Source organism: Pseudomonas sp. R1-6 (assembly GCF_051132115.1).
Taxonomy (GTDB): Bacteria; Pseudomonadota; Gammaproteobacteria; order Pseudomonadales; family Pseudomonadaceae; genus Aquipseudomonas.
The window spans coordinates 372,658-394,577 of record NZ_CP071662.1; the positions used below are offsets into that span (position 1 = coordinate 372,658).

General features: G+C 61.6%; 18 protein-coding genes, 2 pseudogenes and 1 riboswitch. Of the genes and pseudogenes, 10 read left to right on the forward strand and 10 right to left on the reverse strand.

The window, feature by feature from the left end:
- Position 1 precedes the first annotated feature (1 nt).
- Entirely contained in the window at positions 2–766 is a 765-nt protein-coding gene (gene madM, locus J3P81_RS01720; protein WP_420765007.1) for a malonate transporter subunit MadM, read from the forward strand.
- Positions 767–885: 119 nt separating this feature from the next.
- Here madM and J3P81_RS01725 read toward each other — a convergent pair whose 3' ends face one another.
- The gene (locus J3P81_RS01725; protein ID WP_434561831.1) at positions 886–1,800 is read right to left on the reverse strand and encodes a LysR family transcriptional regulator; all 915 of its coding nucleotides are present in this window, start codon (positions 1,798–1,800) and stop codon (positions 886–888) included.
- A gap of 172 nt (positions 1,801–1,972) precedes the next feature.
- Between J3P81_RS01725 and trhA the strand changes: the two genes are divergently transcribed.
- Positions 1,973–2,590, forward strand: a complete 618-nt coding sequence (trhA, locus tag J3P81_RS01730; protein WP_420765005.1) for a PAQR family membrane homeostasis protein TrhA — start codon at positions 1,973–1,975, stop codon at positions 2,588–2,590.
- Here the strand turns inward: trhA and J3P81_RS01735 are convergent.
- Positions 2,578–3,501, reverse strand: a complete 924-nt coding sequence (locus J3P81_RS01735) for a LysR family transcriptional regulator (RefSeq protein WP_434561833.1) — start codon at positions 3,499–3,501, stop codon at positions 2,578–2,580. The genes trhA and J3P81_RS01735 overlap by 13 nt on opposite strands.
- Before the next feature lie 105 nt (positions 3,502–3,606).
- Between J3P81_RS01735 and J3P81_RS01740 the strand changes: the two genes are divergently transcribed.
- Together J3P81_RS01740 and J3P81_RS01745 are read left to right on the forward strand one after the other, a co-directional pair.
- Positions 3,607–4,845 (forward strand): D-amino acid dehydrogenase, encoded by a 1,239-nt coding sequence (locus J3P81_RS01740; protein WP_434564070.1) that lies wholly within the window; start codon positions 3,607–3,609, stop codon positions 4,843–4,845.
- Between the two features lie 23 nt (positions 4,846–4,868).
- Positions 4,869–5,771 carry a transporter substrate-binding domain-containing protein gene (locus J3P81_RS01745; RefSeq protein WP_434561835.1) on the forward strand — a complete coding sequence of 301 codons (903 nt, stop codon included), beginning with the start codon at positions 4,869–4,871 and terminating at the stop codon, positions 5,769–5,771.
- 115 nt (positions 5,772–5,886) lie between these two features.
- On the opposite strand, the gene J3P81_RS01750 is transcribed toward J3P81_RS01745, so the two are convergent.
- Together J3P81_RS01750 and J3P81_RS01755 are read right to left on the reverse strand one after the other, a co-directional pair.
- A complete protein-coding gene (locus J3P81_RS01750) occupies positions 5,887–6,606 on the reverse strand; it encodes a 16S rRNA (uracil(1498)-N(3))-methyltransferase (RefSeq protein WP_434561837.1) in 720 nt (239 codons plus the stop codon).
- An 88-nt stretch (positions 6,607–6,694) separates the two neighbouring features.
- Positions 6,695–8,101: an adenosylmethionine--8-amino-7-oxononanoate transaminase gene (locus tag J3P81_RS01755; RefSeq protein ID WP_420765002.1), complete on the reverse strand. Its 1,407-nt coding sequence runs from the start codon at positions 8,099–8,101 to the stop codon at positions 6,695–6,697.
- Positions 8,102–8,349: 248 nt separating this feature from the next.
- Between J3P81_RS01755 and J3P81_RS01760 the strand changes: the two genes are divergently transcribed.
- From J3P81_RS01760 to J3P81_RS01770, 3 genes are all read left to right on the forward strand, one after another.
- Entirely contained in the window at positions 8,350–10,110 is a 1,761-nt protein-coding gene (locus J3P81_RS01760; RefSeq protein WP_434561839.1) for a flavin monoamine oxidase family protein, read from the forward strand.
- A 694-nt stretch (positions 10,111–10,804) separates the two neighbouring features.
- The gene (locus J3P81_RS01765) at positions 10,805–11,356 is read left to right on the forward strand and encodes a cytochrome b (RefSeq protein ID WP_434561841.1); all 552 of its coding nucleotides are present in this window, start codon (positions 10,805–10,807) and stop codon (positions 11,354–11,356) included.
- Between the two features lie 32 nt (positions 11,357–11,388).
- On the forward strand, positions 11,389–11,970 hold the full coding sequence (locus tag J3P81_RS01770) for a YceI family protein (RefSeq protein WP_420764999.1): 582 nt from the start codon (positions 11,389–11,391) through the stop codon (positions 11,968–11,970).
- A gap of 244 nt (positions 11,971–12,214) precedes the next feature.
- Here J3P81_RS01770 and J3P81_RS01775 read toward each other — a convergent pair whose 3' ends face one another.
- The 5 genes and pseudogenes from J3P81_RS01775 to ahcY all read right to left on the reverse strand — a co-directional run bounded on the left by J3P81_RS01775 (position 12,215) and on the right by ahcY (position 18,785).
- Entirely contained in the window at positions 12,215–14,089 is a 1,875-nt protein-coding gene (locus J3P81_RS01775) for a DEAD/DEAH box helicase (RefSeq protein ID WP_434561843.1), read from the reverse strand.
- A 233-nt stretch (positions 14,090–14,322) separates the two neighbouring features.
- Positions 14,323–15,131, reverse strand: a pseudogene (locus tag J3P81_RS01780) (substrate-binding periplasmic protein); the annotation flags it as partial.
- A gap of 55 nt (positions 15,132–15,186) precedes the next feature.
- Positions 15,187–16,269 (reverse strand): hypothetical protein, encoded by a 1,083-nt coding sequence (locus tag J3P81_RS01785; RefSeq protein WP_434561845.1) that lies wholly within the window; start codon positions 16,267–16,269, stop codon positions 15,187–15,189.
- An 80-nt stretch (positions 16,270–16,349) separates the two neighbouring features.
- Entirely contained in the window at positions 16,350–17,195 is an 846-nt protein-coding gene (metF, locus tag J3P81_RS01790) for a methylenetetrahydrofolate reductase [NAD(P)H] (protein ID WP_420764996.1), read from the reverse strand.
- 180 nt (positions 17,196–17,375) lie between these two features.
- Positions 17,376–18,785, reverse strand: a complete 1,410-nt coding sequence (gene ahcY, locus J3P81_RS01795) for an adenosylhomocysteinase (protein ID WP_420764995.1) — start codon at positions 18,783–18,785, stop codon at positions 17,376–17,378.
- A gap of 23 nt (positions 18,786–18,808) precedes the next feature.
- A riboswitch (S-adenosyl-L-homocysteine riboswitch) is annotated at positions 18,809–18,915 on the reverse strand.
- Positions 18,916–19,104: 189 nt separating this feature from the next.
- Here ahcY and J3P81_RS01800 point away from each other — a divergent pair.
- Positions 19,105–19,506: an acyl-CoA thioesterase gene (locus J3P81_RS01800; RefSeq protein WP_420764994.1), complete on the forward strand. Its 402-nt coding sequence runs from the start codon at positions 19,105–19,107 to the stop codon at positions 19,504–19,506.
- 91 nt (positions 19,507–19,597) lie between these two features.
- Complete coding sequence (locus J3P81_RS01805) at positions 19,598–20,482, forward strand: formate/nitrite transporter family protein (RefSeq protein ID WP_434561847.1); 885 nt, start codon at positions 19,598–19,600, stop codon at positions 20,480–20,482.
- On the opposite strand, the gene J3P81_RS01810 is transcribed toward J3P81_RS01805, so the two are convergent.
- Positions 20,433–21,602, reverse strand: coding sequence for an MFS transporter (locus tag J3P81_RS01810; protein WP_434561849.1), 1,170 nt, complete (start codon positions 21,600–21,602; stop codon positions 20,433–20,435). The two genes, J3P81_RS01805 and J3P81_RS01810, sit on opposite strands and share 50 nt — an antisense overlap.
- 190 nt (positions 21,603–21,792) lie before the next feature.
- Here J3P81_RS01810 and J3P81_RS01815 point away from each other — a divergent pair.
- Positions 21,793–21,891: pseudogene (locus J3P81_RS01815) on the forward strand (EamA family transporter); the annotation flags it as partial.
- Positions 21,892–21,920: the final 29 nt, after the last annotated feature.

Sequence of the window (21,920 nt, forward strand, 5' to 3'; positions counted from 1 at the left end):
CATGTACGAATCCATGATGAAAGTCATCACCGGCTACGGCCTGATCAGTGGTTTTGCGATTGTCGGGATCACCATGTGGGTGTCCTACTGGATGAGTAACACGTTCACCAAAGGTCGCCTGCATGGCTCGGCCATCGCGATCCTGCTGGGCCTGGTGCTTTCATACATCGGCGGGGCCATGACCGGCGGGCAGAAGGGCGTAGTGGACATCCCGCTGCTGTCCGGGATCGGCTTGCTGGGTGGCGCGATGCTGCGTGATTTTGCGATTGTCGCCACGGCGTTCGGTGTCAGCGTCGAGGAGCTCAAGCGCGCCGGCTTCGTGGGGATACTGGCCTTGTTCGTCGGGGTCGGGACTTCATTTATCGCCGGTGTTGGGGTGGCGATGGCCTTCGGTTACACCGATGTGGTGAGCCTGACCACCATTGGCGCCGGGGCGGTGACCTATATTGTCGGGCCGGTGACCGGGGCAGCGATTGGCGCCAGTTCCGAGGTGATGGCGCTGTCCATCGCCGCCGGGTTGATCAAGGCGATCCTGGTGATGGTGGCGACGCCGTTCGTGGCGCCCTTCATCGGCCTCAACAACCCGCGCAGCGCGGTGATCTTCGGTGGGCTGATGGGTACTTCCAGTGGCGTAGCCGGCGGCCTGGCGGCGACCGATCCGAAGCTGGTGCCGTATGGCTGCCTGACGGCTGCGTTCTATACGGCGCTTGGCTGCTTGCTCGGGCCTTCGCTGTTGTTTCTGATCATGCGCGGGTTGATGGGGTAGGGCTTAGGCTCTTCGCTAACTACGCTGGCGCCATCGCGAGCAGGCTCGCTCTCACTTTGGATCGGTGTTCACAGATCCCCTGTGGGAGCGAGCCTGCTCGCGATGGGCGCGGCTCGGTTTCAAGCCTGGCGATTGGCATACATCCGGCACTCCGCCAACAGCGCCAGCAGGTTCGGGTCGCGCTCCTTGGCTTTCAAAAAGACTACGCCGATGTGCTGCTGCAAACGGTACTTTTCCTGCAACGGGATCAGTTTCACCCGGTTTTCGTACACCGCCGCGATCCTGCCCGGCAGCAAGGCATAGCCTACCCCTGAGCTGACCATGCTCAGCAGGGTGAAGATGTCGTTGACCTGCATCGCCACCTTCGGCTCGAACCCCGCCTGCTTGAATACCCGAACGCCGTCCTGATGCGTGGCGAAGCCTTGGGTCAGGGTGATGAAGGTCTCGTCGCGCACTTCGGCCAGGTCCACTTCGCTGCGCTGGGCAAAGGGGGAGTCGGCCGGCGTGGCGAGGAAGATGTCATCGGAAAACAGCTGGATCTGCTCGCAGTCCGGGTCGTTGACGCTGTCGTCCAGCGACACCAGGATCGCATCGACTTCCATGTTCTTGAGCTTGTACAACAGATCGATGTTGGAGCCCATGATCAAGTCGATATTGAGCTCGCTGCGGCGGATCTTCAGGCCCATGATCAGCTGCGGCACGGTCTTGACCGTCAATGAATACAACGATCCCAGCTTGAAACGCTCGGCGGAAAAACCAGCCGCCTCACGGGTCAGGCGCACGCTTTCGATCACGTCCTGGATCAATTTCTGCGCACGCTCTTCCAATACATAGGCGCTTTCCAGCGGCGTGAGGTTGCGGCCCTCATGCTTGAACAATGGACAACGCAGGGCGCTCTCCAAGGAGTGAATGGCCCGATGCACGCTGACGTTGCTGGTTTGCAGATCGGCCGCCGCCCGCGCCAGGTTGCCGGTGCGCATGAAAGCCAGGAACACCTCGAGTTTTTTCAGGGTCAATTCTTCGTCGATCAGCATGGGAGGCAGACTCTTATTCGTATGGGCTGATTGTGCCCGAACCTGCCTTTGTGGCGAGGGGATTTATCCCCTCGCCACACCTGCTATATCGCAATTTGAAAAGCAATTCATTGCAGTTTCAGGCGCCAGGCCTGAGCCTTGGCGCCAGTTTCGGAATGTGGGGTGGGATTGGATGTATCACGGAGAACGACTCAACGCCTGGACGCACCTGGTTGGGGCTGTCGCGGCGTTTATCGGCGCGGTGTGGTTGTTGGTGATTGCCGGGATGGCCGGCGATCCCTGGAAGATTGTCAGCGTGGCAATCTACGGGTTCACCTTGCTGGCGCTCTACAGCGCCTCGACGGTTTATCACAGCGTGCGCGGACGCAAAAAAGAAATCATGCAGAAGGTCGATCATTTTTCGATCTACCTGTTGATTGCTGGCAGCTACACGCCGTTCTGCCTGGTGACCCTGCGCGGGCCGTGGGGCTGGACGTTATTCGGGATTGTCTGGGGACTGGCCCTGATCGGCATCCTGCAGGAGATCAAGCCACGCTCCGAAGCGCGGGTCCTCTCGATCGTCATCTACGCGGTGATGGGCTGGATCGTCCTGGTGGCGGTCAAGCCGTTGTTGGCGGCGCTGGGTAGCACCGGGTTCGCCTGGCTGGCCTCGGGCGGCGTGCTCTACACCGTGGGCATCGTTTTTTTCGCGCTCGACCAACGCCTGCGCCATGCCCATGGCATCTGGCATTTGTTCGTCATTGCCGGCAGCCTGCTGCATTTCGTGGCGATTCTGTTCTACGTGCTTTGAGCACTTGTAAACAGACGATCCAGTTGCGCCTGGGCCTGGCTGGCGAAAATCTCCAGCAGGGCACCCATTGTATGGGCTGGGGCCTCGTTGGCCCGGGTCACGGCGTACAGGGAAATGGGCAGCGCAGGTGACAACGGGCGGATGGCCGTGCGGGTGCTCGAAGCGCCCAAGGCCGTGAACGGGTCGATCACCGCCAGCCCGGCACCGGACTCGACCATGGCCCGGGCCAGTGAGTACGTCTGCACGGCGATGTTGATGCGCGGCGGCGGTTCCACTGACTTGAGATAGCCGTCCAGCCTGGCCGATAGCGGGTCGGTGCTGGACAGGCCGATCAACGGCGCATCGGCCAGGGCCTGCAATGGCATGGGCGTGCCGATGGCCATTTCGGGCCAGTGCCCGCTGGGCGCCAGGGCCACCAGCACGCCGCTGGCGAGGGGCTGGGCCTTGAGGCCGGGGTGATCGGGCGGTTGCAAAGTCAGGGCGACGTCGATCTCACGCATAAGCAGGTTTTGCGTCAATTCGCGGCTGTGGGCGCTGGATAATTCGCACACGATGTCTGGATACAGTCGGGTCCAGTGATGGATCGCCGCCGGCATCAGCGACAAGGCCAAGGCTGGCGTGGCGCCGATCCGCAGGCTGTGGCCGGGCTCGCGGCGCAGGCTCTGGGCCAGGCGCCGAACGCCTTGCAGGCTTTCGCTGACCTTGTCGACCTCGCGTTCCAGTTCCAGCGCTTCGGGCGTGGCCTGCAGCTTGCCGCGCACCCGCAGGAACAGCGCAAACCCCAGTTGCTGTTCGGCATGCTGCAACACCTTGGTCACGGCCGGCTGGGAGACGTGCAACAACTGCGCCGCCCCGCTGATGGAGCCGGTCTGGCGGATGGCCTGGAAAATCTCGATATGACGAAGGCGCATGGCGAGTCCATAACCTTTGTTTATAGGAGGCCCATCTTTATTCATTGTTCGAACGCTGTCATCCGATCCTAACCTTGATCCATTCAAAACAGGTGTGGGATGAACATGGCTCAGCGGGTTTGCATCATCGGTGGAGGCGTGATCGGGTTGGCGACGGCTTACGCGCTGGTCCGCGAAGGCGTCGATGTCACACTGGTGGAAGCCCGCGACGCGTTGGGCAGCGAAACCAGCTTCGCCAATGGCGGGCAGTTATCTTATCGCTACGTCACGCCGCTGGCGGATGCCGGGGTGCCGTGGCAGGCCCTTGGCTGGATGTTGCGCGCGGACTCGCCACTCAAGCTGCGCCCACGCCTCGACCCGGCCCAATGGCGCTGGATGGCGGCGTTTATCGCCAAGTGCCGGACCTCGGTCAACCGCCGCAACGGTGAACACCTGTTGCGTCTGGCACTACTGAGCCAAGCGACATTGCAGACCTGGCGTGAAGAGGATCGCCTCGACGGCTTTGACTGGCGGCGCAACGGCAAATTGGTGACGTTTCGCAATGCCAGCCATTTCGAACACGCTCGGCGGCGGGTAACGGATCCTGCTCAGCAGGTACTGGGCCACGCCGATTGCGCGAGCCTGGAACCCGCATTGGCCGACGTGCCGTTCGCGGGCGGGATCTATACGCCGGACGAGGAGGTTGGCGATTGCCATGGCTTCTGCCAGCAATTGGCGGCGCGGTTGCGGGCTTCGGGGCGTTGCGAGTTCCTGTTGGGGCGTGCGGTGACTGCTATCCATCATGCCAACGGTGAGGTGCGGGCTATCGACCTGGGCGGCCATCGCCTGGACGTGGACGCCTTGGTGATCGCCGCTGGCCACCGCAGCGCAGCGCTGGCGTTGCCTGGCGTACGAATGCCGTTGTACCCGCTCAAGGGCTACAGCCTGACGGTCCCCATCGAGGCGCGGCACCGGGCGCCGGACCTGAGCATCACCGACTATGACCGCAAGGTCGTCTACGCTCGCATCGGCGAACAATTGCGAGTGGCGGCGATGGTGGACATTGTCGGTTTTGACCCGGCACCGGACCCCAGGCGCCTGGCCTTGATCCGCCGCCAGGCCATGGAAACCTTCCCACAGGCCGGGGACTACGAACGCGCCGTCGAGTGGGCGGGCATGCGTCCGGCCACGCCCAGCGGCGTGCCCCTGATTGGCGCCACCGGCTATCCCAACCTGTGGCTCAACCTGGGCCATGGCGCCTTGGGCTTTACCCTGGCCTGTGGCAGCGGCCGCTTGCTCAGTGAACTGATCCGCCAACGTACACCTTCCATCGACATGCGAGGCCTCGCGCCCCGCGCCGCCTGACCCACCCGCAACGGAGAATAACAATGCAAAGAATCACGTTGATCGGCTGCACCCTGAGCCTGCTGTTGAGCGCCCCGGCATTCGCCAACGAAGCGCCGCCGGCCGGCACGCTGGACAAGATCGCCAGCAGCAAGAGCATCACGCTGGGTTATCGCGACGCCTCGGTGCCGTTTTCCTATGTGGGGGACAACAGCGGCAAACCGATGGGCTACTCCGTGGAGCTGGCGAGCAAGATCGTCGAGCGGATCAAGCAGCAACTGGCGCTGCCGCAACTGAACGTGAAATACAACCTCGTCACTTCCCAGACCCGCATCCCACTGGTGCAGAACGGCACCGTGGACCTGGAATGCGGCTCCACTGGCGTAACGGCCGAGCGGCAGAAGCAAGTGGCGTTTTCCTACGGTTTCATTTACGTGAAGGGCCAGTTGCTGACGGCCAAGGACAGCGGCATTCACAGCTTCGCCGACCTGCGGGGCAAGAACGTGGTGACCACCGCCGGCACCACCAACGAGCGGTTCCTCAAAAGCTACAACCTGGACAACAAGGTCGAGATGTTCGTCATCAGCGCCAAGGACCACGGTGAAGCCTTCCAGATGCTCGAGACCGGTCGGGCGGCGGCGTTCTACATGGACGACGCGCTGCTCTATGGCGAACGGGCCAAGGCGCGCGATCCACACAAATGGGTCGTGGTCGGGGAAGAGCAGTCGCGGGAAATCTACAGCTGCATGGTGCGCAAGGACGATCCGCAATTCCTGGCGCTGGTCAACTCGACCCTGGCGGACCTGTACAAATCAGGAGAAATCAACACCATCTACGACCGTTGGTTCCAGAAGCCGATCCCGCCGAAGGGGCTGAACCTGGAGTTCCCGATGACCAGCGAGTTGAAGGCGATCATTGCCAAGCCGACGAGCGATCCGGTGCAGTAGCTGTCATGTGCCGGTGAGCCCTTGCTCGCGATAGCGCCGGATCAGTCAGCATCGATGTTGACTGGCCCACCGCCATCGCGAGCAAGCTCACTCCCACAGGGATCTACATTCGGCTTCAGAAATCCCCCCACAACTGCTGCGCCACCGCCAGCGCCACCACCGGAGCGGTTTCGGTGCGCAGCACGCGGGGGCCGAGGCGGGCGGCGTGGTAGCCGGCGGCCTTGGCCTGCTCGACCTCGCCATCCGACAACCCGCCCTCGGGGCCGATCAAGAACGCCAGGGACGAGGGCTTGGCATGGCTGGTCAGCGGATCGGCCACCGGGTGCAACACCAGTTTCAATTCGGCGTCGGTCTGCTTCAGCCAGTCGGCCAGCAGCAGTGGAGGGTGGATCACCGGCACGGTGGAGCGCCCGCATTGCTCGCAGGCGCTGATCGCCACCTGGCGCCAATGCAGCAGGCGCTTGTCGGCGCGCTCGTCCTTGAGGCGCACTTCGCACCGCTCGGTGAAGATCGGCGTGATCTCGGTGACTCCCAGCTCGGTGGCCTTCTGGATCGCCCAATCCATGCGCTCGCCCCGGGACAGGCCCTGGCCCAAGTGAATGCGCAACGGCGACTCGGCTTGCCCGGCAAATTGCTCGTCGAGCTGCACGCGCACGCGTTTCTTGCCGACCTCGGCCAGGGTGCCACGAAACTCCTGGCCCGAGCCATCGAACACCTGCACCGCATCGCCTTCGGCCATGCGCAGCACCCGGCCGATGTAATGGGCCTGGGCTTCAGGCAGCTCGTGATCGCCAAGGCTCAGGGGGGTGTCGATGAAGAAGCGGGACAGTCTCATGTGGAGTCTCTGAAAAGTTAAATCTGTGGCGAGGGGACGTTTCGCTAAATTTCCTCACCACAACAGTGTTTCAGCAGGAGGCCGGGATTCAGCCCGGATCGCGATAACCCGGATGGAAGTCCTTCGGCACTGCCACGCTAACCTTTTCCCGGGTGGCAATGTCGATGCCTTCGCTGGCCACTTGCGCCAGAAAATCGATCTGCTCTGGCGTGATGACATAAGGCGGCAGGAAATACACCACGCTGCCCAGCGGCCGCAACAATGCACCGCGCTCCAGGGCATGCTGGAACACTGCCAGGCCACGCCGTTCCTGCCACGGATAGGCGGTTTTGCTGGCCTTGTCCTTGACCATCTCGATGGCCAGCACCATGCCGGTCTGGCGCACTTCGGCCACGTTCGGGTGATCGGCCAGGTGCGCGGTGGCGCTCGCCATGCGTTGGGCCAGGGCCTTGTTGGTTTCGATGACGTTGTCTTCTTCGAAGATATCCAGCGTTGCCAGGGCTGCGGCGCAGGCCAGCGGGTTACCCGTGTAGCTGTGGGAATGTAGGAAGGCGCGCAGAGTCGGGTAGTCGTCGTAGAACGCGCTGTACACCTCGTCGGTGGTCATGCATGCCGCCAGCGGCAGGTAGCCGCCGGTCAGTGCCTTGGACAGGCAAAGGAAATCCGGGGTGATGCCGGCCTGCTCACAGGCAAACATCGTCCCGGTGCGACCGAAGCCGACAGCGATTTCATCGTGGATCAGGTGTACGCCGTAGCGGTCGCAGGCTTCGCGCAACAGCTTCAGGTACACCGGGTGATACATGCGCATGCCGCCGGCGCCCTGGATCAGCGGTTCGACAATCACGGCGGCGACGCTGTCGTGGTGTTCGGCGAGGGTCTGTTCCATGGCCGCGAACAGGTTTCGCGAGTGCTCTTCCCAGCCCATGCCCTCGGGGCGGTGGTAGCAGTCGGGGCTGGGTACCTTGATCGTGTCCAGCAGCAACGCCTTGTAGGTTTCGGTGAACAGCGGTACGTCGCCCACCGACATCGCCGCGATGGTTTCGCCGTGGTAACTGTTGCTCAGGGTGACGAAGCGTTTTTTGTCCGGCCGGCCGCGATTGATCCAGTAGTGAAAGCTCATCTTCATCGCCACTTCGATGCAGGACGAACCGTTATCGGCGTAGAAGCACCGGGTCAGTCCTTCAGGCGTCATCTTCACGAGACGCTCGGACAGCTCGATCACCGGCTGGTGGCTGAAACCGGCGAGAATCACGTGCTCCAGTTGATCGACCTGATCCTTGATGCGCTGGTTGATGCGCGGGTTGGCGTGGCCGAAGACGTTGACCCACCAGGAACTCACCGCGTCGAGGTAGCGCTTGCCTTCGAAGTCTTCCAGCCACACGCCTTCGCCGCGCTTGATGGGGATCAGCGGCAACTGTTCGTGATCTTTCATCTGCGTGCAGGGGTGCCAAAGCACCGCGAGATCGCGTTGCATCCACTGGTTATTCAGGCCCATGTACAGTCTCCTCGAGGCGGCTCGCGGCGGGCGCGGGCAAAACAATCGCGCAAGCCTATGCAATGGCGGCCCCGCGGACAACCCATTGTGTCATTCACGCGACTTTGGGCCAGGCGATAGACGTCGCTGGCGGCGCTTTGATGGCTGACGTATTCTTCGCCGTTCCCTGAGCCGACTGGCTCGAAAGACCGAGAGCCGACTGGCTCAAAAAACCGAAAATTCTTACGCTTTGTTCCGGAGTTCGTTGAATGTCTGCTGGTTGGCTGCGCGCCTGTGCGCTGGTGATGATAGGGCTGTTCAGCGTTTCGGCGCTGGCCAAGGACAAGCAACCGACGGCCATCGTCATCGGCGGTGGATTGGCCGGGCTGACGGCGGCCTACGAATTGCAGAACAAAGGCTGGGCCGTGACGCTGCTGGAAGCCAAGCCGAGCCTGGGCGGCCGCTCGGGCATGGCCACCAGTGAGTGGATCGGCAACGAAAAGACCCAGCCGGTGCTGAACAAATACGTCTCCACCTTCAAGCTGAGCACCACGCCGGCGCCGGAATTCGTGCGCACCCCGAGTTACCTGATCGACGGTAATTATTTCACCGCCGCCGACCTGGCGACCAAGCAGCCCGCCACCGCAGAAGCGCTCAAGCGCTATGAAACCACCCTGGACGAGCTGGCGCGGTCCATCGACGATCCGCTGAACCCGACGGCCACCAACACGCTGCACGCCCTCGACCAGATCACCGTGTCCAACTGGCTCGACCGCTTGCAGCTGCCCGCTACCGCGCGGCAGTTGGTCAATCAGGAAATTCGCACGCGCTATGACGAGCCGTCCCGCCTGTCGCTGCTGTATTTCGCACAGCAGAACCGCGTCTATCGCGGCGTATCCGACCGTGACCTGCGCGCCTCGCGCCTGCTCGGTGGCAGCCCGGTATTGGCCCAGGCGTTCGTCAAGCAACTGAAAACCATCAAGACCGGCTCCCCGGTCTCGGCCATCTCCCAGGACAAGGACGGCGTCACCGTCAAGGTCGGCAGCGTGGGTTACCAGGCGGACTACGTCGTGCTCGCGGTGCCGCTGCGGGCGTTGAACAAGATCCAGCTGACCCCGGCCCTCGATGCCCAGCACCAGGGCGCGATCAAAGGCACCAACTACGGCTGGCGCGACCAGATCATGCTCAAGTTCAAGACCCCGGTCTGGGACAGCAAGGCGCGCATGTCGGGCGAGATCTACAGCAACGCCGGCCTGGGCATGATGTGGATCGAGCCGGCTTTGAAGGGCGGGGCGAATGTGGTCATCAACCTGTCCGGCGACAATGCCCGGGTGATGCAGGCTTTTGGCGACAAGCAGATGGTCGACCAAGTGCTGATCCGCCTGCATGCGTTTTATCCCCAAGCGCGCGGTGCGTTCACCGGTTATGAAATCCGTCGCTACAGCACCGACCCTTCCATGGGCGGCGCGTACCTGGCGTTTGGTCCGGGTCAGATCAGCAAATACTGGCGCCTGTGGGAAAAGCCTTTGCAGCGCGTAGCTTTTGCCGGTGAACACACCGACGCCATGTATCCAGGCACGTTGGAAGGCGCGCTGCGCAGTGGCCAACGTGCCGCCAGCCAGGTGCAAGACTTGGCCGCCGGCAAATCATTCGAACCGGCTAAGGTGGCTCCGGTGGCGGCGGCGGCAGCGGGTGCGGTGGCTGCGAAGAAGGGCAACTTCTTCACCAACCTGTTCGGTGGCTCGGATGACGTCAAAAAGCCGGAACCGGTCAAGGCTCCCGAGCCGGTAGCGCCGCCTCCAGCGCCGGCACCGGCCCCCGTCCCAGCCCCTGCGCCGGTGGAGCCACCCGCGCCGGCGCCGGCGAAGACCGAGCCAGCCAAGAAAGCCACGGCCAAGCCAGCGGCGAAGAAGCCGGCGGCCAAGACCCCGGCTAAAAAGGCCCCGGCCAAGGCACCAGTGAAAAAGGCTGAGCCAGTGAAGAAACCCGCCGCCAAGCCGGCAGCGACTACTGAGATCAAGGCTCAGTAAGGTCAGGTGCAAAGAACGCTGCCGTTCACTTAAGGCAACCAATAAACCCGTGGCGAGGGAGCTTGCTCCCGCTGGGCCGCGAAGCGGCCCCAGTCCTGCCGAATGCGGAGCATCAGGCACACCGCACCCGCCGGTTTACGACTGCTTCGCAGCCGAGCGGGAGCAAGCTCCCTCGCCACGGGTGGATCATTACGCCGACGTCCTACAGGGCTAGACGAGATATCGGAAACTTCCCACCCTTTAACCGGAAGCAGGCGATATAGCGCACCAAGCCAAAAGTCTAGGCTCCTCGAAAAACAGGAGCGCGTATGAAAATACTAATGGCAATGGTCGTATCGGTTTCGCTGTACGGGTGTGTGTATGGTGAATGTCGGGATCCCCTGATTATTCCGATGATTCCAGAACGGGACCCTCAGTTGGCGTACAAATGCACCTTTGATCCATACAAGCCTGAGTGCTCGGTTAATTGATAATTCAAAGCGTTAGACGCGTAGAACTGGAGCAACATATGAAACCTTGCGGGATCCATGCCCGCTTCCCCTCGCCACCACGCAACGCATCCGCTTTAATCTTTCCTTAACCCACCCTCTGCAGACTGATCATCGTAATTCTCGATATTTCAAAGCGAAATTTTCCGCTTTAAATCGATAGATAAGTCGCTAGTCTTGATCGCAGTCTTTACAGGATATGAGCAATGCAGCTTCGCAACTCCTCTTCTCGTTATGGCTGGGTCAGCATCGTTTCCCATTGGGCTGTTGCCTTGGCGGTGTATGGGCTGTTTGCGCTGGGCTTGTGGATGGTCGGTTTGGACTACTACAGCACCTGGCGCAAAGACGCGCCGGAGCTGCACAAGAGTATCGGCCTGGTGCTATTGGCGGTGATGGTGTTGCGGGTGCTCTGGCGGTTTGTCAGCCCGCCGCCACCGACCCTGGAAACCTACGGGCGACTGACCCGCATAGGCGCCAAGCTTGGCCACAGCGCGCTGTATCTCGGGCTGTTCGCCGTGATGATTGCCGGTTACCTGATTTCCACCGCAGACGGTGTCGGGATCTCGGTGTTTGGTCTGTTTGAAGTACCCGCGCTGGTGTCCGGACTGCCCGATCAGGCAGATGTCGCCGGCCAGATCCACTTTTACCTGGCATGGGCGTTGGTAATTTTTTCCGGCCTTCATGCGTTGGCAGCATTGAAACACCACTTTATCGACCGTGACGCGACCCTCAAGCGCATGCTGGGGCGCCAAGCCTGATGTTCAACCTCGACTCCAAAGGAATAGAAAGCATGTTGAAAAAGACGCTCGCCGCCCTGGCAATCGGTTCTGCCCTGCTGTCCGCCGGCCAGGCCATGGCCGCAGACTACGTGGTCGACAAGGAAGGCCAGCATGCCTTCGTTGATTTCAAGATCAGCCACCTGGGCTATAGCTTCATCACCGGTACCTTCAAGGATATTGACGGCAAGTTCAGCTTCGACGCCGCCAAGCCTGAAGACAGCAAGATCGAGTTCAACGTCAACACCGCCAGCGTGTTCACCAACCACGCCGAGCGCGACAAACACATCGCCAGCGCTGACTTCCTGAACGCCAGCAAATTCGGCAAGGCCACGTTCGTGTCCACCAGCGTCAAGTCCACCGGCGAAAACACCGCCGACGTGACCGGTGACCTGACGCTGATGGGCGTGACCAAGCCGGTTGTGGTCAAGGCGACCTTCCTGGGCGAAGGCAAAGACCCATGGGGTGGCTACCGTGCCGGCTTCGAAGGCACTACCACCATCAAGCGTTCCGACTTCGGCAAGCAGAAAGACCTGGGTCCGAAATCCGACGCGGTCGAGTTGTATGTCTCGTTTGAAGGCGTCAAGGCGAAGTAACGTTAGCCCCTGACGAAAAACGCCCCTGGTCTTGCGGCCAGGGGCGTTTTTTATTGCTCTGGATTTCGGCGATACAAAGGATGCTGGGGGGAGCGAGCTTGCTCGCGATAGCGGTGCTTCAGCCAACATCAATGTGGCAGGCCTGCCGCCATCGCGAGCAAGCTCGCTCCCACAGCTGGAAGAGTTCACAAAAAAAATGCCCCGGGTCGTGAGACCCGGGGCATTTTTCATGGCTTGGAGAAACTCAGCGATTGCGTGTCAGCAAGGCCGGTTTTTCGCCACGCGGACGGCTTGGTAATTGGTCCAGCTGCTCAGGCGTCGGGAAACGATCGGTTTTCGATTCCTTGTGGATGATTTTCGGCTGGTTGCCTCGCGGGTTCTGCACGGCGGGTTCCTGGCGAGGCTGGTCGTCACCACGGGCCTGGCGGCGAGGTCGGGAGTCTTCGCGCCGGGCCTGGCCGTCACGTGGGGCGCCGCTGCGCGGGCCGTTGCGCTTGGCCGGCGGGGTGCCGGTGGAAGAACCGTTGCTGTTGCGCGGGCCGTTCTGGCGACCTTGTGACTGGCCACCGCGCGGTGCGCCCGAACCTGCGCCTTGTGCCGGGGCGCCAGGACGGCGACCGCGACCCTGGGCCGGTTTCTGCTGTGGCACGTAGTCGACACGGTTACCGAAGTTATCGATATCGTCGTCGAGGAACTCGTCCGGGGCGCGATCGGCCGGGCCGCGATCGGCTGCGGCGCGAGGGGCAGGGCGCTGCTGTTCGCGGGCCGGCGTACCTTCGCGTGGTTTCTGCTCGCGGGCCGGGCGCTCGCCGCGACCGTTGCTGGCCGATTTGTCCTTGCCCTTGTCCTTGCCTTTGTCCTTGCGACCGCCGCCACTGCCATTCGGGCCGTCGCCCCGCGGGCCACGTGGGTTGCGCGGGTTGCGCACATCCGGACGCTCGCGCACTTCAGGCTTTTCGGCCTCGATCGTGCTGGCATCGAAGCCCATCAGGTCGCCGTCGGGGATTTTCTGCTTGGTCATGCGCTCAATGCTCTTGAGCAGTTTTTCTTCGTCCGGCGCGACCAGGGAAATCGCTTCGCCCGAACGACCGGCCCGGCCGGTACGGCCGATACGGTGCACGTAGTCTTCATCGACGTTCGGCAGTTCGAAGTTGACCACATGGGGCAACTGGTCGATATCCAGGCCACGGGCGGCGATGTCGGTGGCGACCAGGATGCGCACTTCGCCGGCCTTGAAGTCAGCCAGGGCCTTGGTGCGAGCGTTCTGGCTCTTGTTGCCATGGATCGCCACGGCCGGCAGGCCATGTTTGTCGAGGTATTCAGCCAGGCGGTTGGCGCCGTGCTTGGTGCGGGTGAACACCAGGACCTGTTCCCAGGCGCCTGTGGTGATCAAATGCGCCAGCAGGGCACGCTTGTGGCTGGCCGGCAGGCGGAATACGCGCTGTTCGATGCGCTCGACCGTGGTGTTCGGCGGCGTGACTTCGATGCGTTCCGGGTTGTGCAACAGCTTGCCAGCCAGGTCGGTGATGTCCTTGGAGAAGGTCGCCGAGAACAACAGGTTCTGGCGCTTGGCCGGCAGGCGTGCCAGCACTTTCTTCACGTCATGGACAAAACCCATGTCGAGCATGCGGTCGGCTTCGTCCAGCACGAGGATTTCCACGTGGGACAGATCGACGCTGCCCTGGCCGGCGAGGTCCAGCAGGCGACCGGGGCAGGCCACCAGCACGTCGACGCCGCGCGCCATGGCCTGGACCTGCGGGTTCATGCCGACACCGCCAAAAATGCAGGCACTGACAAATTTCAGGTCGCGCGCATAGACCTTGAAGCTCTCGTGCACCTGGGCGGCCAGTTCGCGGGTCGGGGTCAAGACCAGGACGCGCGGTTGGCGCGGGCCGTGACGCTGGGATTTGTCTGGGTGACCGTTAGGGAACAGCCGCTCCAGGATCGGAAGGGCGAAACCGCCGGTCTTGCCAGTACCTGTCTGTGCGGCGACCATCAGGTCGCGACCTTGCAACACGGCGGGGATGGCCCGCTGTTGCACCGGGGTAGGCTGGGTGTAGCCGGCGGCTTCGATGGCGCCGACTAAAGCCTCGGAGAGACCGAGGGAAGCAAAGGACATGAGTAATCCTGTTTTTAGTGAGGGCCTGGCCCAATGGGATAGTCTTGCCTGGCGCGAATGCGGTCGATTGGAGACCTCATCCCGTCCGGTCCCGCCGGGTCTGGAAGACACGTCCGGACAGGGCTCGCGCGGGCTGGAAGCTGCGCTGTAGCGGTGTCGGGATGCCTTTTGCAAGACCGGGCGTCCGGGCGTGAGCCTGGCGGGAAGGCCGGAGTATAACAGAGCAATCGCCCTGCGCTGCTTTCCTGCTGCTCAACGGTGCATTTCAGCGTGACACCGCGTTGTGCCCAGCCGCCTTGGCCGCCGGAGCAGCGCCATAACGAGCACTCAGCTCGGCATAGGCCGGTTCATGCTTGAAACGCTTGAGCTCGGCGCCGAAGCGTTGCACGAGCAAGTCCATGCCCGCCTTGCGTCGTACCGCCAGGTATTGGCTCTGGCGGCTCACCACGGTGGGATTCTCTGTGATCTGGTTGTCCAATTGAAGCGCCTTGACGGCGTGTCGGCCTACACGACGGTCGGTGATGAGCAGGTCGATGCGGCCCAGCTGTAACTTGCCGAAGTTGGCTTCGTGGGTCGGAGCCGCTTCCCGTTTGAATCGGCTCGATTCCCTGAACGCCTGGCTATACAGATAACCGGGCGACGTGCCGACGGTCAGCCCATCCAGGTCGTCGAGCGTGCGAAAAGGGTGGGGGCGGGCGTTGGCGTAGAACATGACGAATTCCACCTCCGACAGCGGTTCGCTGGGGTATAGCAGAAGGGCATCGCGCTCGTCGCTGTGGAATATGTCGAGCGCGCCGTCCGCCAAACCTTGCTCCAGCATGGCCAGGCAGCGCTTCCACGGCAGCAGTTGCCATTCCACATCGATGCCCAGGCGTTTGAACACAATGGCCGTGGTTTCATAGTCCAGGCCAAGGGTCTTGCCGTTTTCCTCGTAGACATAAGGTGCCCAGGGTTCGGTGACAATGCGCAACTTCTCGGCCTGGGCGGCAACGCTCAGGCACGAGAGAAGGAGGGCTGTCAGCAACGGGAGGATTACGGGCATGACCGGAGGTTACGACGAGAACTCATTAAATAGCTAGAGCGCTCTAGCACGTGGCTCAGTTGCTCTTTGTCTGCATCAGGTGTCGATAGATGGCTTCTCGGCGTTTACCCAGCACCAGGCGAATCACGGGATGGCTGAGCCAATGTTTGAGCTCATGGTCTTCCAAAGGCTTCTTCAACCGGTGCTCGACGTTCTCCAGGGCCTTTTCCCACCAGACCGGGCCGCACGCCTGGTCGAATGGATTGGTATGGCGATAGCAGCCGTACAGGATCTCGCGCATGAACTGACGTTTGTGACCGGGCAACGCCACGGTAATGAATTTGTAGGCCAGGCGCTGGAAGGTAGGTGGGCGCGGTAGTATGGCAGTGACTTGCCGCGTTTCATCCAGGGCATGTTGGCCCACGGGGGCTGCGCGGTGTTTGTCATACCAGGCCTTGGTCTTGGCCCGAAACAGCTGCTTGCGGCTCCAGTAGTGGTGGATCAGGTCTGGACATTCACGCACCTTGACCTTGCGATAGGCCGCCACCGAAAGGCAGAACTCTTCCAGGGTATAGGCTCCTTGGGCCAACGGATAAAATTCGTCCATCAGCGCAATGGAGTGATCGAGGATTGCCGCATCGACTGCGTACAGGCCAATCACGCCGGAATTGAGTAGCGGCATGTTGTCGTCGGCCAGTTCTCGTTGAGCCAAGGGTTGGGCGAGGGTCAGGTAAAGCCCGGCATCCTTGTTGGCGCCATAGTTCATGCCGACGGCATTGCACAACAGTGTGCCCGGCTCGATCCGCTTGAACAGCTCGATCGGCGAGCAATGGAAGAAGGTGTCCGTGTCGATCAGCAATGCCAGGTCGCTTTCCTCGAGCACCTTCCGCATGACCACGTGCTTGGCGCGGAAATGATAGCCGTGGGGAGCGATCCACCCTTGGCGCGTTTCGTTGTCCAGGTGGCGCACTCGAACGGGCAAATCCACGTACGGCGCGGCATTGTCGGTGAACACTTGGATGTCCAATGCCTCATCGGGGGTCTCCCGCAGGCCCGCCAAGGCGCTGGCGATACTGAACACCGCTTCCTGGTGATAGGTCTCGGCCCCATAGACCAGATAGATAAGTTGTGGGGTCGTCGACCTTTGACCATTCGGCATCGAGTTGCTCCTGATGTCCTTTTTTAAAGAAAAAGGCCCTGGTTTTTGCCAGGGCCCTTTTGTACCACTGCATTAAGTCATTAACGCGGCAGTTTGAGATTGTTCCATACCGCGAGGCTAGGCTCGGCCTGGTTCAGGGTATAGAAATGCAGCCCCGGTGCGCCGCCTTGTAACAAACGCTCACACATTTGCGTGATGACCTCTTCGCCGAAGCGCTGGATGCTGGCGGTGTCGTCACCATAGGCTTCCAGCTGCTTGCGGATCCAGCGCGGGATTTCCGCGCCGCAGGCGTCCGAGAAACGCGCCAGCTTGCTGTAGTTGGTGATTGGCATGATTCCCGGAACCACAGGAATGTCCACACCCATCTGGCGAACACGCTCGACAAAGTAGAAATAGCTGTCGGCATTGAAGAAATACTGGGTGATCGCGCTGTTGGCGCCGGCGTTGGCCTTGCGCACGAAGTTGTGCAGGTCATCCTCAAAATTGCGCGCCTGCGGGTGCATCTCCGGATAAGCGGCGATTTCGATGTGGAAGTGCTCGCCGGTTTCCTCGCGAATGAATTCAACCAGTTCATTGGCGTGGCGCAGCTCTCCGCTGGCCATGCCCATGCCCGACGGAAGGTCGCCGCGCAGGGCAACGATGCGCTTGATGCCGGCTGCCTTGTATTGGGTCAGCAGGCTGCGCAGGTCGTCCTTGCTGTCGCCCACGCAAGAAAGGTGTGGCGCGGCGGGGACTTTGACTTCGCTTTCGAGCTGCAACACGGTGTTCATCGTGCGGTCGCGGGTCGAACCGCCAGCGCCGTAGGTGCAGGAGAAAAAATCAGGGTTGTAGCTTGCCAGCTGGCGGGCAGTGGCGATCAGCTTTTCATGCCCAGCATCGGTCTTCGTCGGGAAGAATTCGAAGCTGTAGCGACGGTCTTGGGACATGGTCATATCCTTGGAAACTCGTAGGCCGTGAGGCTTGCAGAGCCCTGTGGAGGCGGGCCAGTGTGGGAGCGAGCCTGCTCGCGATGCAGGCACCTCGATCGGAGTGTCAGACCGAGGCGACGTCGATCGCGAGCAGGCTCGCTCCTACAAAAGTGCATCCCCCCGCAAGGGGGGCGCCGATCAGTAACGGTAAGCGTGCGGCTTGAACGGGCCTTCGACGGTAACGCCGATGTAGTCAGCCTGTTGCTTGGTCAGCTTGGTGACCACGCCGCCGAAACCGCGGACCATTTCCAGGGCCACTTCTTCGTCGAGTTTCTTCGGCAGTACTTCCACGGTCAGGCGCTCGGCTTTCTGGGCCGGTGGCAGGTCGGCGTATTTCTGGCCGAACAGGAAGATCTGGGCCAGGACCTGGTTGGCGAACGAGCCATCCATGATGCGGCTTGGGTGGCCGGTGGCGTTGCCCAGGTTGACCAGGCGGCCTTCGGCCAGCAGGATCAGGTAGTCATCGTTCTGCGGATCGAAGCTGCCAGTGCCGGTGCGGTGAACCTTGTGGACCTGTGGCTTCACTTCTTCCCATGCCCAGTTCTTGCGCATGAAAGCGGTGTCGATCTCATTGTCGAAGTGGCCGATGTTGCAGACCACGGCGCGCTTCTTCAAAGCCTTGAGCATGTTGGCGTCGCAGACATTGACGTTGCCGGTGGTGGTCACGATCAGGTCGATCTTGCCCAGCAGGGCCTTGTCGATGCTGGCTTCGGTGCCGTCGTTGATCCCGTCGATGAACGGCGAAACCAGTTCGAAGCCGTCCATGCAGGCTTGCATGGCGCAGATTGGGTCGACTTCGGACACCTTGACGATCATGCCTTCCTGACGCAGGGACTGGGCCGAGCCCTTGCCCACGTCACCGTAGCCGATCACCAGGGCCTGCTTGCCGGACAGCAAGTGGTCGGTGCCGCGCTTGATGGCGTCGTTGAGGCTGTGGCGGCAGCCGTACTTGTTGTCGTTCTTGCTCTTGGTCACCGAGTCGTTGACGTTGATGGCCGGGATTTTCAGCTCGCCCTTGGCCAGCATGTCCAGCAGGCGGTGTACGCCAGTGGTGGTTTCTTCGGTCACGCCATGGACCTTGTCCAGCACGGCCGGGTACTTCTTGTGCAGCAGCTCGGTCAGGTCGCCACCGTCGTCAAGAATCATGTTGGTGTCCCATGGCTGGCCATCCTTGAGGATGGTCTGCTCCAGGCACCACTCGTACTCTTGCTCGGTCTCGCCTTTCCAGGCGAAGACCGGGATGCCGGCAGCGGCAATGGCGGCGGCAGCCTGGTCCTGGGTCGAGAAGATGTTGCAGGAGGACCAGCGCACTTCGGCACCCAGTGCAACCAGGGTCTCGATCAGCACGGCGGTCTGGATGGTCATATGGATGCAGCCGAGGATCTTCGCGCCCTTCAATGGCTGTTCGCCAGAGTATTTGCGACGCAGGCCCATCAGGGCTGGCATTTCGGATTCGGCGATGATGATTTCGCGACGGCCCCAGTCAGCCAGGGACATGTCGGCGACTTTGTAGTCGGTAAAAGCAGCAGGCGTGATAACAGCGCTCATCAAGAGCCTCCATTCGTAATGTATGCGAATGGGCGCCGTTGTGCGTTTAGTGCCTGTGCGGGGAGCCCCGTACAAGCAACGCCCCATCCGAGCCTGACAGGTCGAGCCTGCTGCAGCGCCCCTCGGACAGGTGGCGGGACCGGACCAAAGGGTGGGCCGGGTAAAGCGGGGCGATTATAACGGGCTAAGCGGATCTTCCAAAGGGTTTCTGTCGGCAAATCAAAATTGCCGATGACCGTTATAGGCGCCGCGGCGTAGAGCGGATCTGCACGGTCTGCCATGATGCGGGCATTCATCGGCCAGAAGTCCAGGAGTGATCATGAATTTCCACACCCGAAAATGGGTCAAGCCCGAAGACCTCAATCCCAATGGCACGCTGTTCGGTGGCAGCCTGTTGCGCTGGATCGACGAAGAGGCGGCCATCTATGCCATCGTCCAGCTGGGCAACCAGCGCGTGGTCACCAAGTACATCTCCGAAATCAATTTTGTCAGCGCTTCGCGCCAGGGCGACATCATCGAACTGGGTATCACCGCCACGGAGTTTGGTCGTACCTCTATCACCCTCACCTGCGAAGTGCGCAACAAGATCACCCGCAAAAGCATCCTGACGGTGGAAAAAATGGTCTTCGTCAATCTTGGCGAAGACGGCTTGCCCGCCCCCCATGGCCGGACCGAGATCAAGTACGTCAAGGATCAATTCCAGGACGATGCAATCGAATAGGATGGCGATATGCCTCTCATTTGCGGGCACCACTGAACAGCTCCGTACGCCGCGTGTCGTAGCTACATCACGCCACCGGTTCAGGAGCTGTATGGACACTCATAAAGACGGCAAGACCCCTGATCTCTCGGCAGAGGAGCAGCACGAAGTCGACCGCAACCAGCCGCCTCGCGCCGCGGTGTTGCATGAAATCATCCGCACCCAGGGTGACCAGGAATTGGAGCGCAGCGTGGCGGCGCTGTGGTGGTCGGCCCTTGCGGCCGGGTTGACCATGGGGCTGTCGCTGATGGCGATGGGGCTGCTCAACTCGCGGTTGCCGGATCATGAAGGTTTCAAGGTGATCGCCAGCCTCGGCTATTGCGCGGGCTTCCTAGCGGTGATCCTCGCGCGCCAGCAATTGTTTACCGAAAATACCCTGACCGCTGTGCTGCCGATCATGAGCAAGCCGACACTGGGCAACTTCGGCCGGTTGTTCCGGCTATGGAGCGTGGTGCTGGTGGGTAACCTCTGCGGCACGCTGCTGGTGGCCTACGTGATGCTGCATCTACCGATTTTCGACCAGCGCACCGACCTGGCCTTTCTCGATATCGGTCGCAAGGTCATGGAGAACGACACGGGCCAGATGTTCGCCAAGGGCATCATCTCCGGCTGGATGATCGCCACCATGGTCTGGATGATCCCGTCCATGGAAAGCGCCAAGATGTGGATCATCGTGCTGATCACTTACCTCATGGCGCTTGGGGATTTCACCCACATCGTCGTCGGCTCGGCCGAGGTGTCTTACCTGGTGTTTGCCGGCCAGCTGTCGTGGGAGGACTTCTGGATGGTGTTCGCCGCACCGACGTTGGCGGGGAACATTATTGGCGGCAGTTTCATCTTCGCGCTGATCAGCCACGCCCAAGTGCGCAGTGAGACCAATACGCCCCTCAGTCGGCAAGGCGTGCCACGGCGCCCAAGCGACGCTGCCGAAAAATAAAGTAAAGCGCGGCCAGTACGGTCAGCCCGCCAACCAGGGCGCCGGTCCACGGCAGATCCGCAAGGTCGGCCCCGCTGGCGACGACCAGGCCGCCGATCCACGCGCCGGCGGCATTGCCAAGGTTGAACGCGCTCTGGTTCAGGGTCGAGCCGAGGTTCGGGGCCTCATGGGCCTGGTCAATGATCAGCAGTTGCAGGATCGGACAAAGGGCGAAGGCAAAGACGCCCCACAGCACCAGGGTAATCGCCGCCGGGATCACCGATCGGCTGGTCTGGCTGAAGGCGGCGAGCACCAGCACCACGGCCAGCGCCATGCCCACCAGGGATGGCAGCAAGCGCCGGTCGGCCAGGCGTCCACCGAGGAAACTCCCCGCCGTCAGGCCGACCCCGAATAGCAACAGCATGACGGTGACACCGTGAGGGCTGACGCCGGTGATGTCCTGCAGGATCGGCGCGATGTAGGTGAATACGCTGAACAGGCTGGTGGAGGCCAGCACGCTCATGCCCAGGGCCAATAACACGTTGGCCTTGCCCAATACCTTGAACTCGCTGGCGAGGTTGGCCTTGTCCATCGGGATTTCCTTTGGCAGCCAGACCCACTGGGCGATGGCCGCGATCACACCGATCACCGACACAGCCCAGAACGTCGACCGCCAGCCGGCATATTGGCCCAAGGCCGTACCCAGCGGCACGCCCAGGACATTCGCCAAGGTCAGGCCGGTGAACATCATCGCGATCGCCTGGGCTCGTTTGTTCGGCGCCACCAACCCGGCCGCCACCACCGAGCCGATACCAAAAAACGCCCCGTGGCATAACGCAGTGATGACCCGGGCGGCCATGAGGGTGGTGTAGTTCGGCGCCAGGGCGCAGAGCACGTTGCCCAGAATGAACATCAGGGTCATTCCCAGCAGCGTGGCCTTGCGCGGCATGTTCGCGGTGCCGATCGCCAGGATCGGCGCGCCGAACACAACCCCCAGGGCATAACCGGTAATCAGCAACCCGGCGTGAGGAATACTCACGGCCAGGTCTCGGGCGACGTCGGGCAGCAAGCCCATGATGACGAATTCGGTCGTGCCGATGCCAAAAGCGGCAACGGCCAAAGCAAGCAAGGCGAGTGGCATGCGCAAGGTCTCTGTCTGTAGTCTTGACGCTCGGATCAGGCATACGCATGCCGACGCCTTGGTTCGGACGAACGAGGCGGCGGCAGAATTATTGGAATTGGTCTATGCGCAACTGAGTGCGGCGTGGTCGAGTGCAGTATAAACGGCTGCTAACGGATCGCGAGTCTATTCTGCAGGCGTAATGGAGCGCGTGTTCTTAGGCATGCACTGCCTGAAAGAACCTTTCGGCTGGCAGCGACTCTTAGCCTGCGGGCTGGTGCAGGTTGGCATGCTGGTGATGAAATCCTGAGATGCTTGCCTTCGAATCTCTAAAACTAA

Bases quoted from the DNA above. Each gene is read 5' to 3' on its own strand.
- J3P81_RS01750 (WP_434561837.1), bottom strand. From the start codon at position 6,606: ATGAGACTGTCCCGCTTCTTCATCGACACCCCCCTGAGCCTTGGCGAT.
- J3P81_RS01745 (WP_434561835.1), top strand. From the start codon at position 4,869: ATGCAAAGAATCACGTTGATCGGCTGCACCCTGAGCCTGCTGTTGAGC.
- J3P81_RS01765 (WP_434561841.1), top strand. From the start codon at position 10,805: ATGCAGCTTCGCAACTCCTCTTCTCGTTATGGCTGGGTCAGCATCGTT.
- J3P81_RS01725 (WP_434561831.1), bottom strand. From the start codon at position 1,800: ATGCTGATCGACGAAGAATTGACCCTGAAAAAACTCGAGGTGTTCCTG.
- J3P81_RS01735 (WP_434561833.1), bottom strand. From the start codon at position 3,501: ATGCGCCTTCGTCATATCGAGATTTTCCAGGCCATCCGCCAGACCGGC.
- metF (WP_420764996.1), bottom strand. From the start codon at position 17,195: ATGTCCCAAGACCGTCGCTACAGCTTCGAATTCTTCCCGACGAAGACC.
- J3P81_RS01770 (WP_420764999.1), top strand. From the start codon at position 11,389: ATGTTGAAAAAGACGCTCGCCGCCCTGGCAATCGGTTCTGCCCTGCTG.
- J3P81_RS01760 (WP_434561839.1), top strand. From the start codon at position 8,350: ATGTCTGCTGGTTGGCTGCGCGCCTGTGCGCTGGTGATGATAGGGCTG.
- J3P81_RS01805 (WP_434561847.1), top strand. From the start codon at position 19,598: ATGGACACTCATAAAGACGGCAAGACCCCTGATCTCTCGGCAGAGGAG.
- J3P81_RS01775 (WP_434561843.1), bottom strand. From the start codon at position 14,089: ATGTCCTTTGCTTCCCTCGGTCTCTCCGAGGCTTTAGTCGGCGCCATC.
- J3P81_RS01740 (WP_434564070.1), top strand. From the start codon at position 3,607: ATGGCTCAGCGGGTTTGCATCATCGGTGGAGGCGTGATCGGGTTGGCG.
- trhA (WP_420765005.1), top strand. From the start codon at position 1,973: ATGTATCACGGAGAACGACTCAACGCCTGGACGCACCTGGTTGGGGCT.
- J3P81_RS01800 (WP_420764994.1), top strand. From the start codon at position 19,105: ATGAATTTCCACACCCGAAAATGGGTCAAGCCCGAAGACCTCAATCCC.
- J3P81_RS01785 (WP_434561845.1), bottom strand. From the start codon at position 16,269: ATGCCGAATGGTCAAAGGTCGACGACCCCACAACTTATCTATCTGGTC.
- J3P81_RS01810 (WP_434561849.1), bottom strand. From the start codon at position 21,602: ATGCCACTCGCCTTGCTTGCTTTGGCCGTTGCCGCTTTTGGCATCGGC.
- J3P81_RS01755 (WP_420765002.1), bottom strand. From the start codon at position 8,101: ATGGGCCTGAATAACCAGTGGATGCAACGCGATCTCGCGGTGCTTTGG.
- ahcY (WP_420764995.1), bottom strand. From the start codon at position 18,785: ATGAGCGCTGTTATCACGCCTGCTGCTTTTACCGACTACAAAGTCGCC.
- madM (WP_420765007.1), top strand. From the start codon at position 2: ATGTACGAATCCATGATGAAAGTCATCACCGGCTACGGCCTGATCAGT.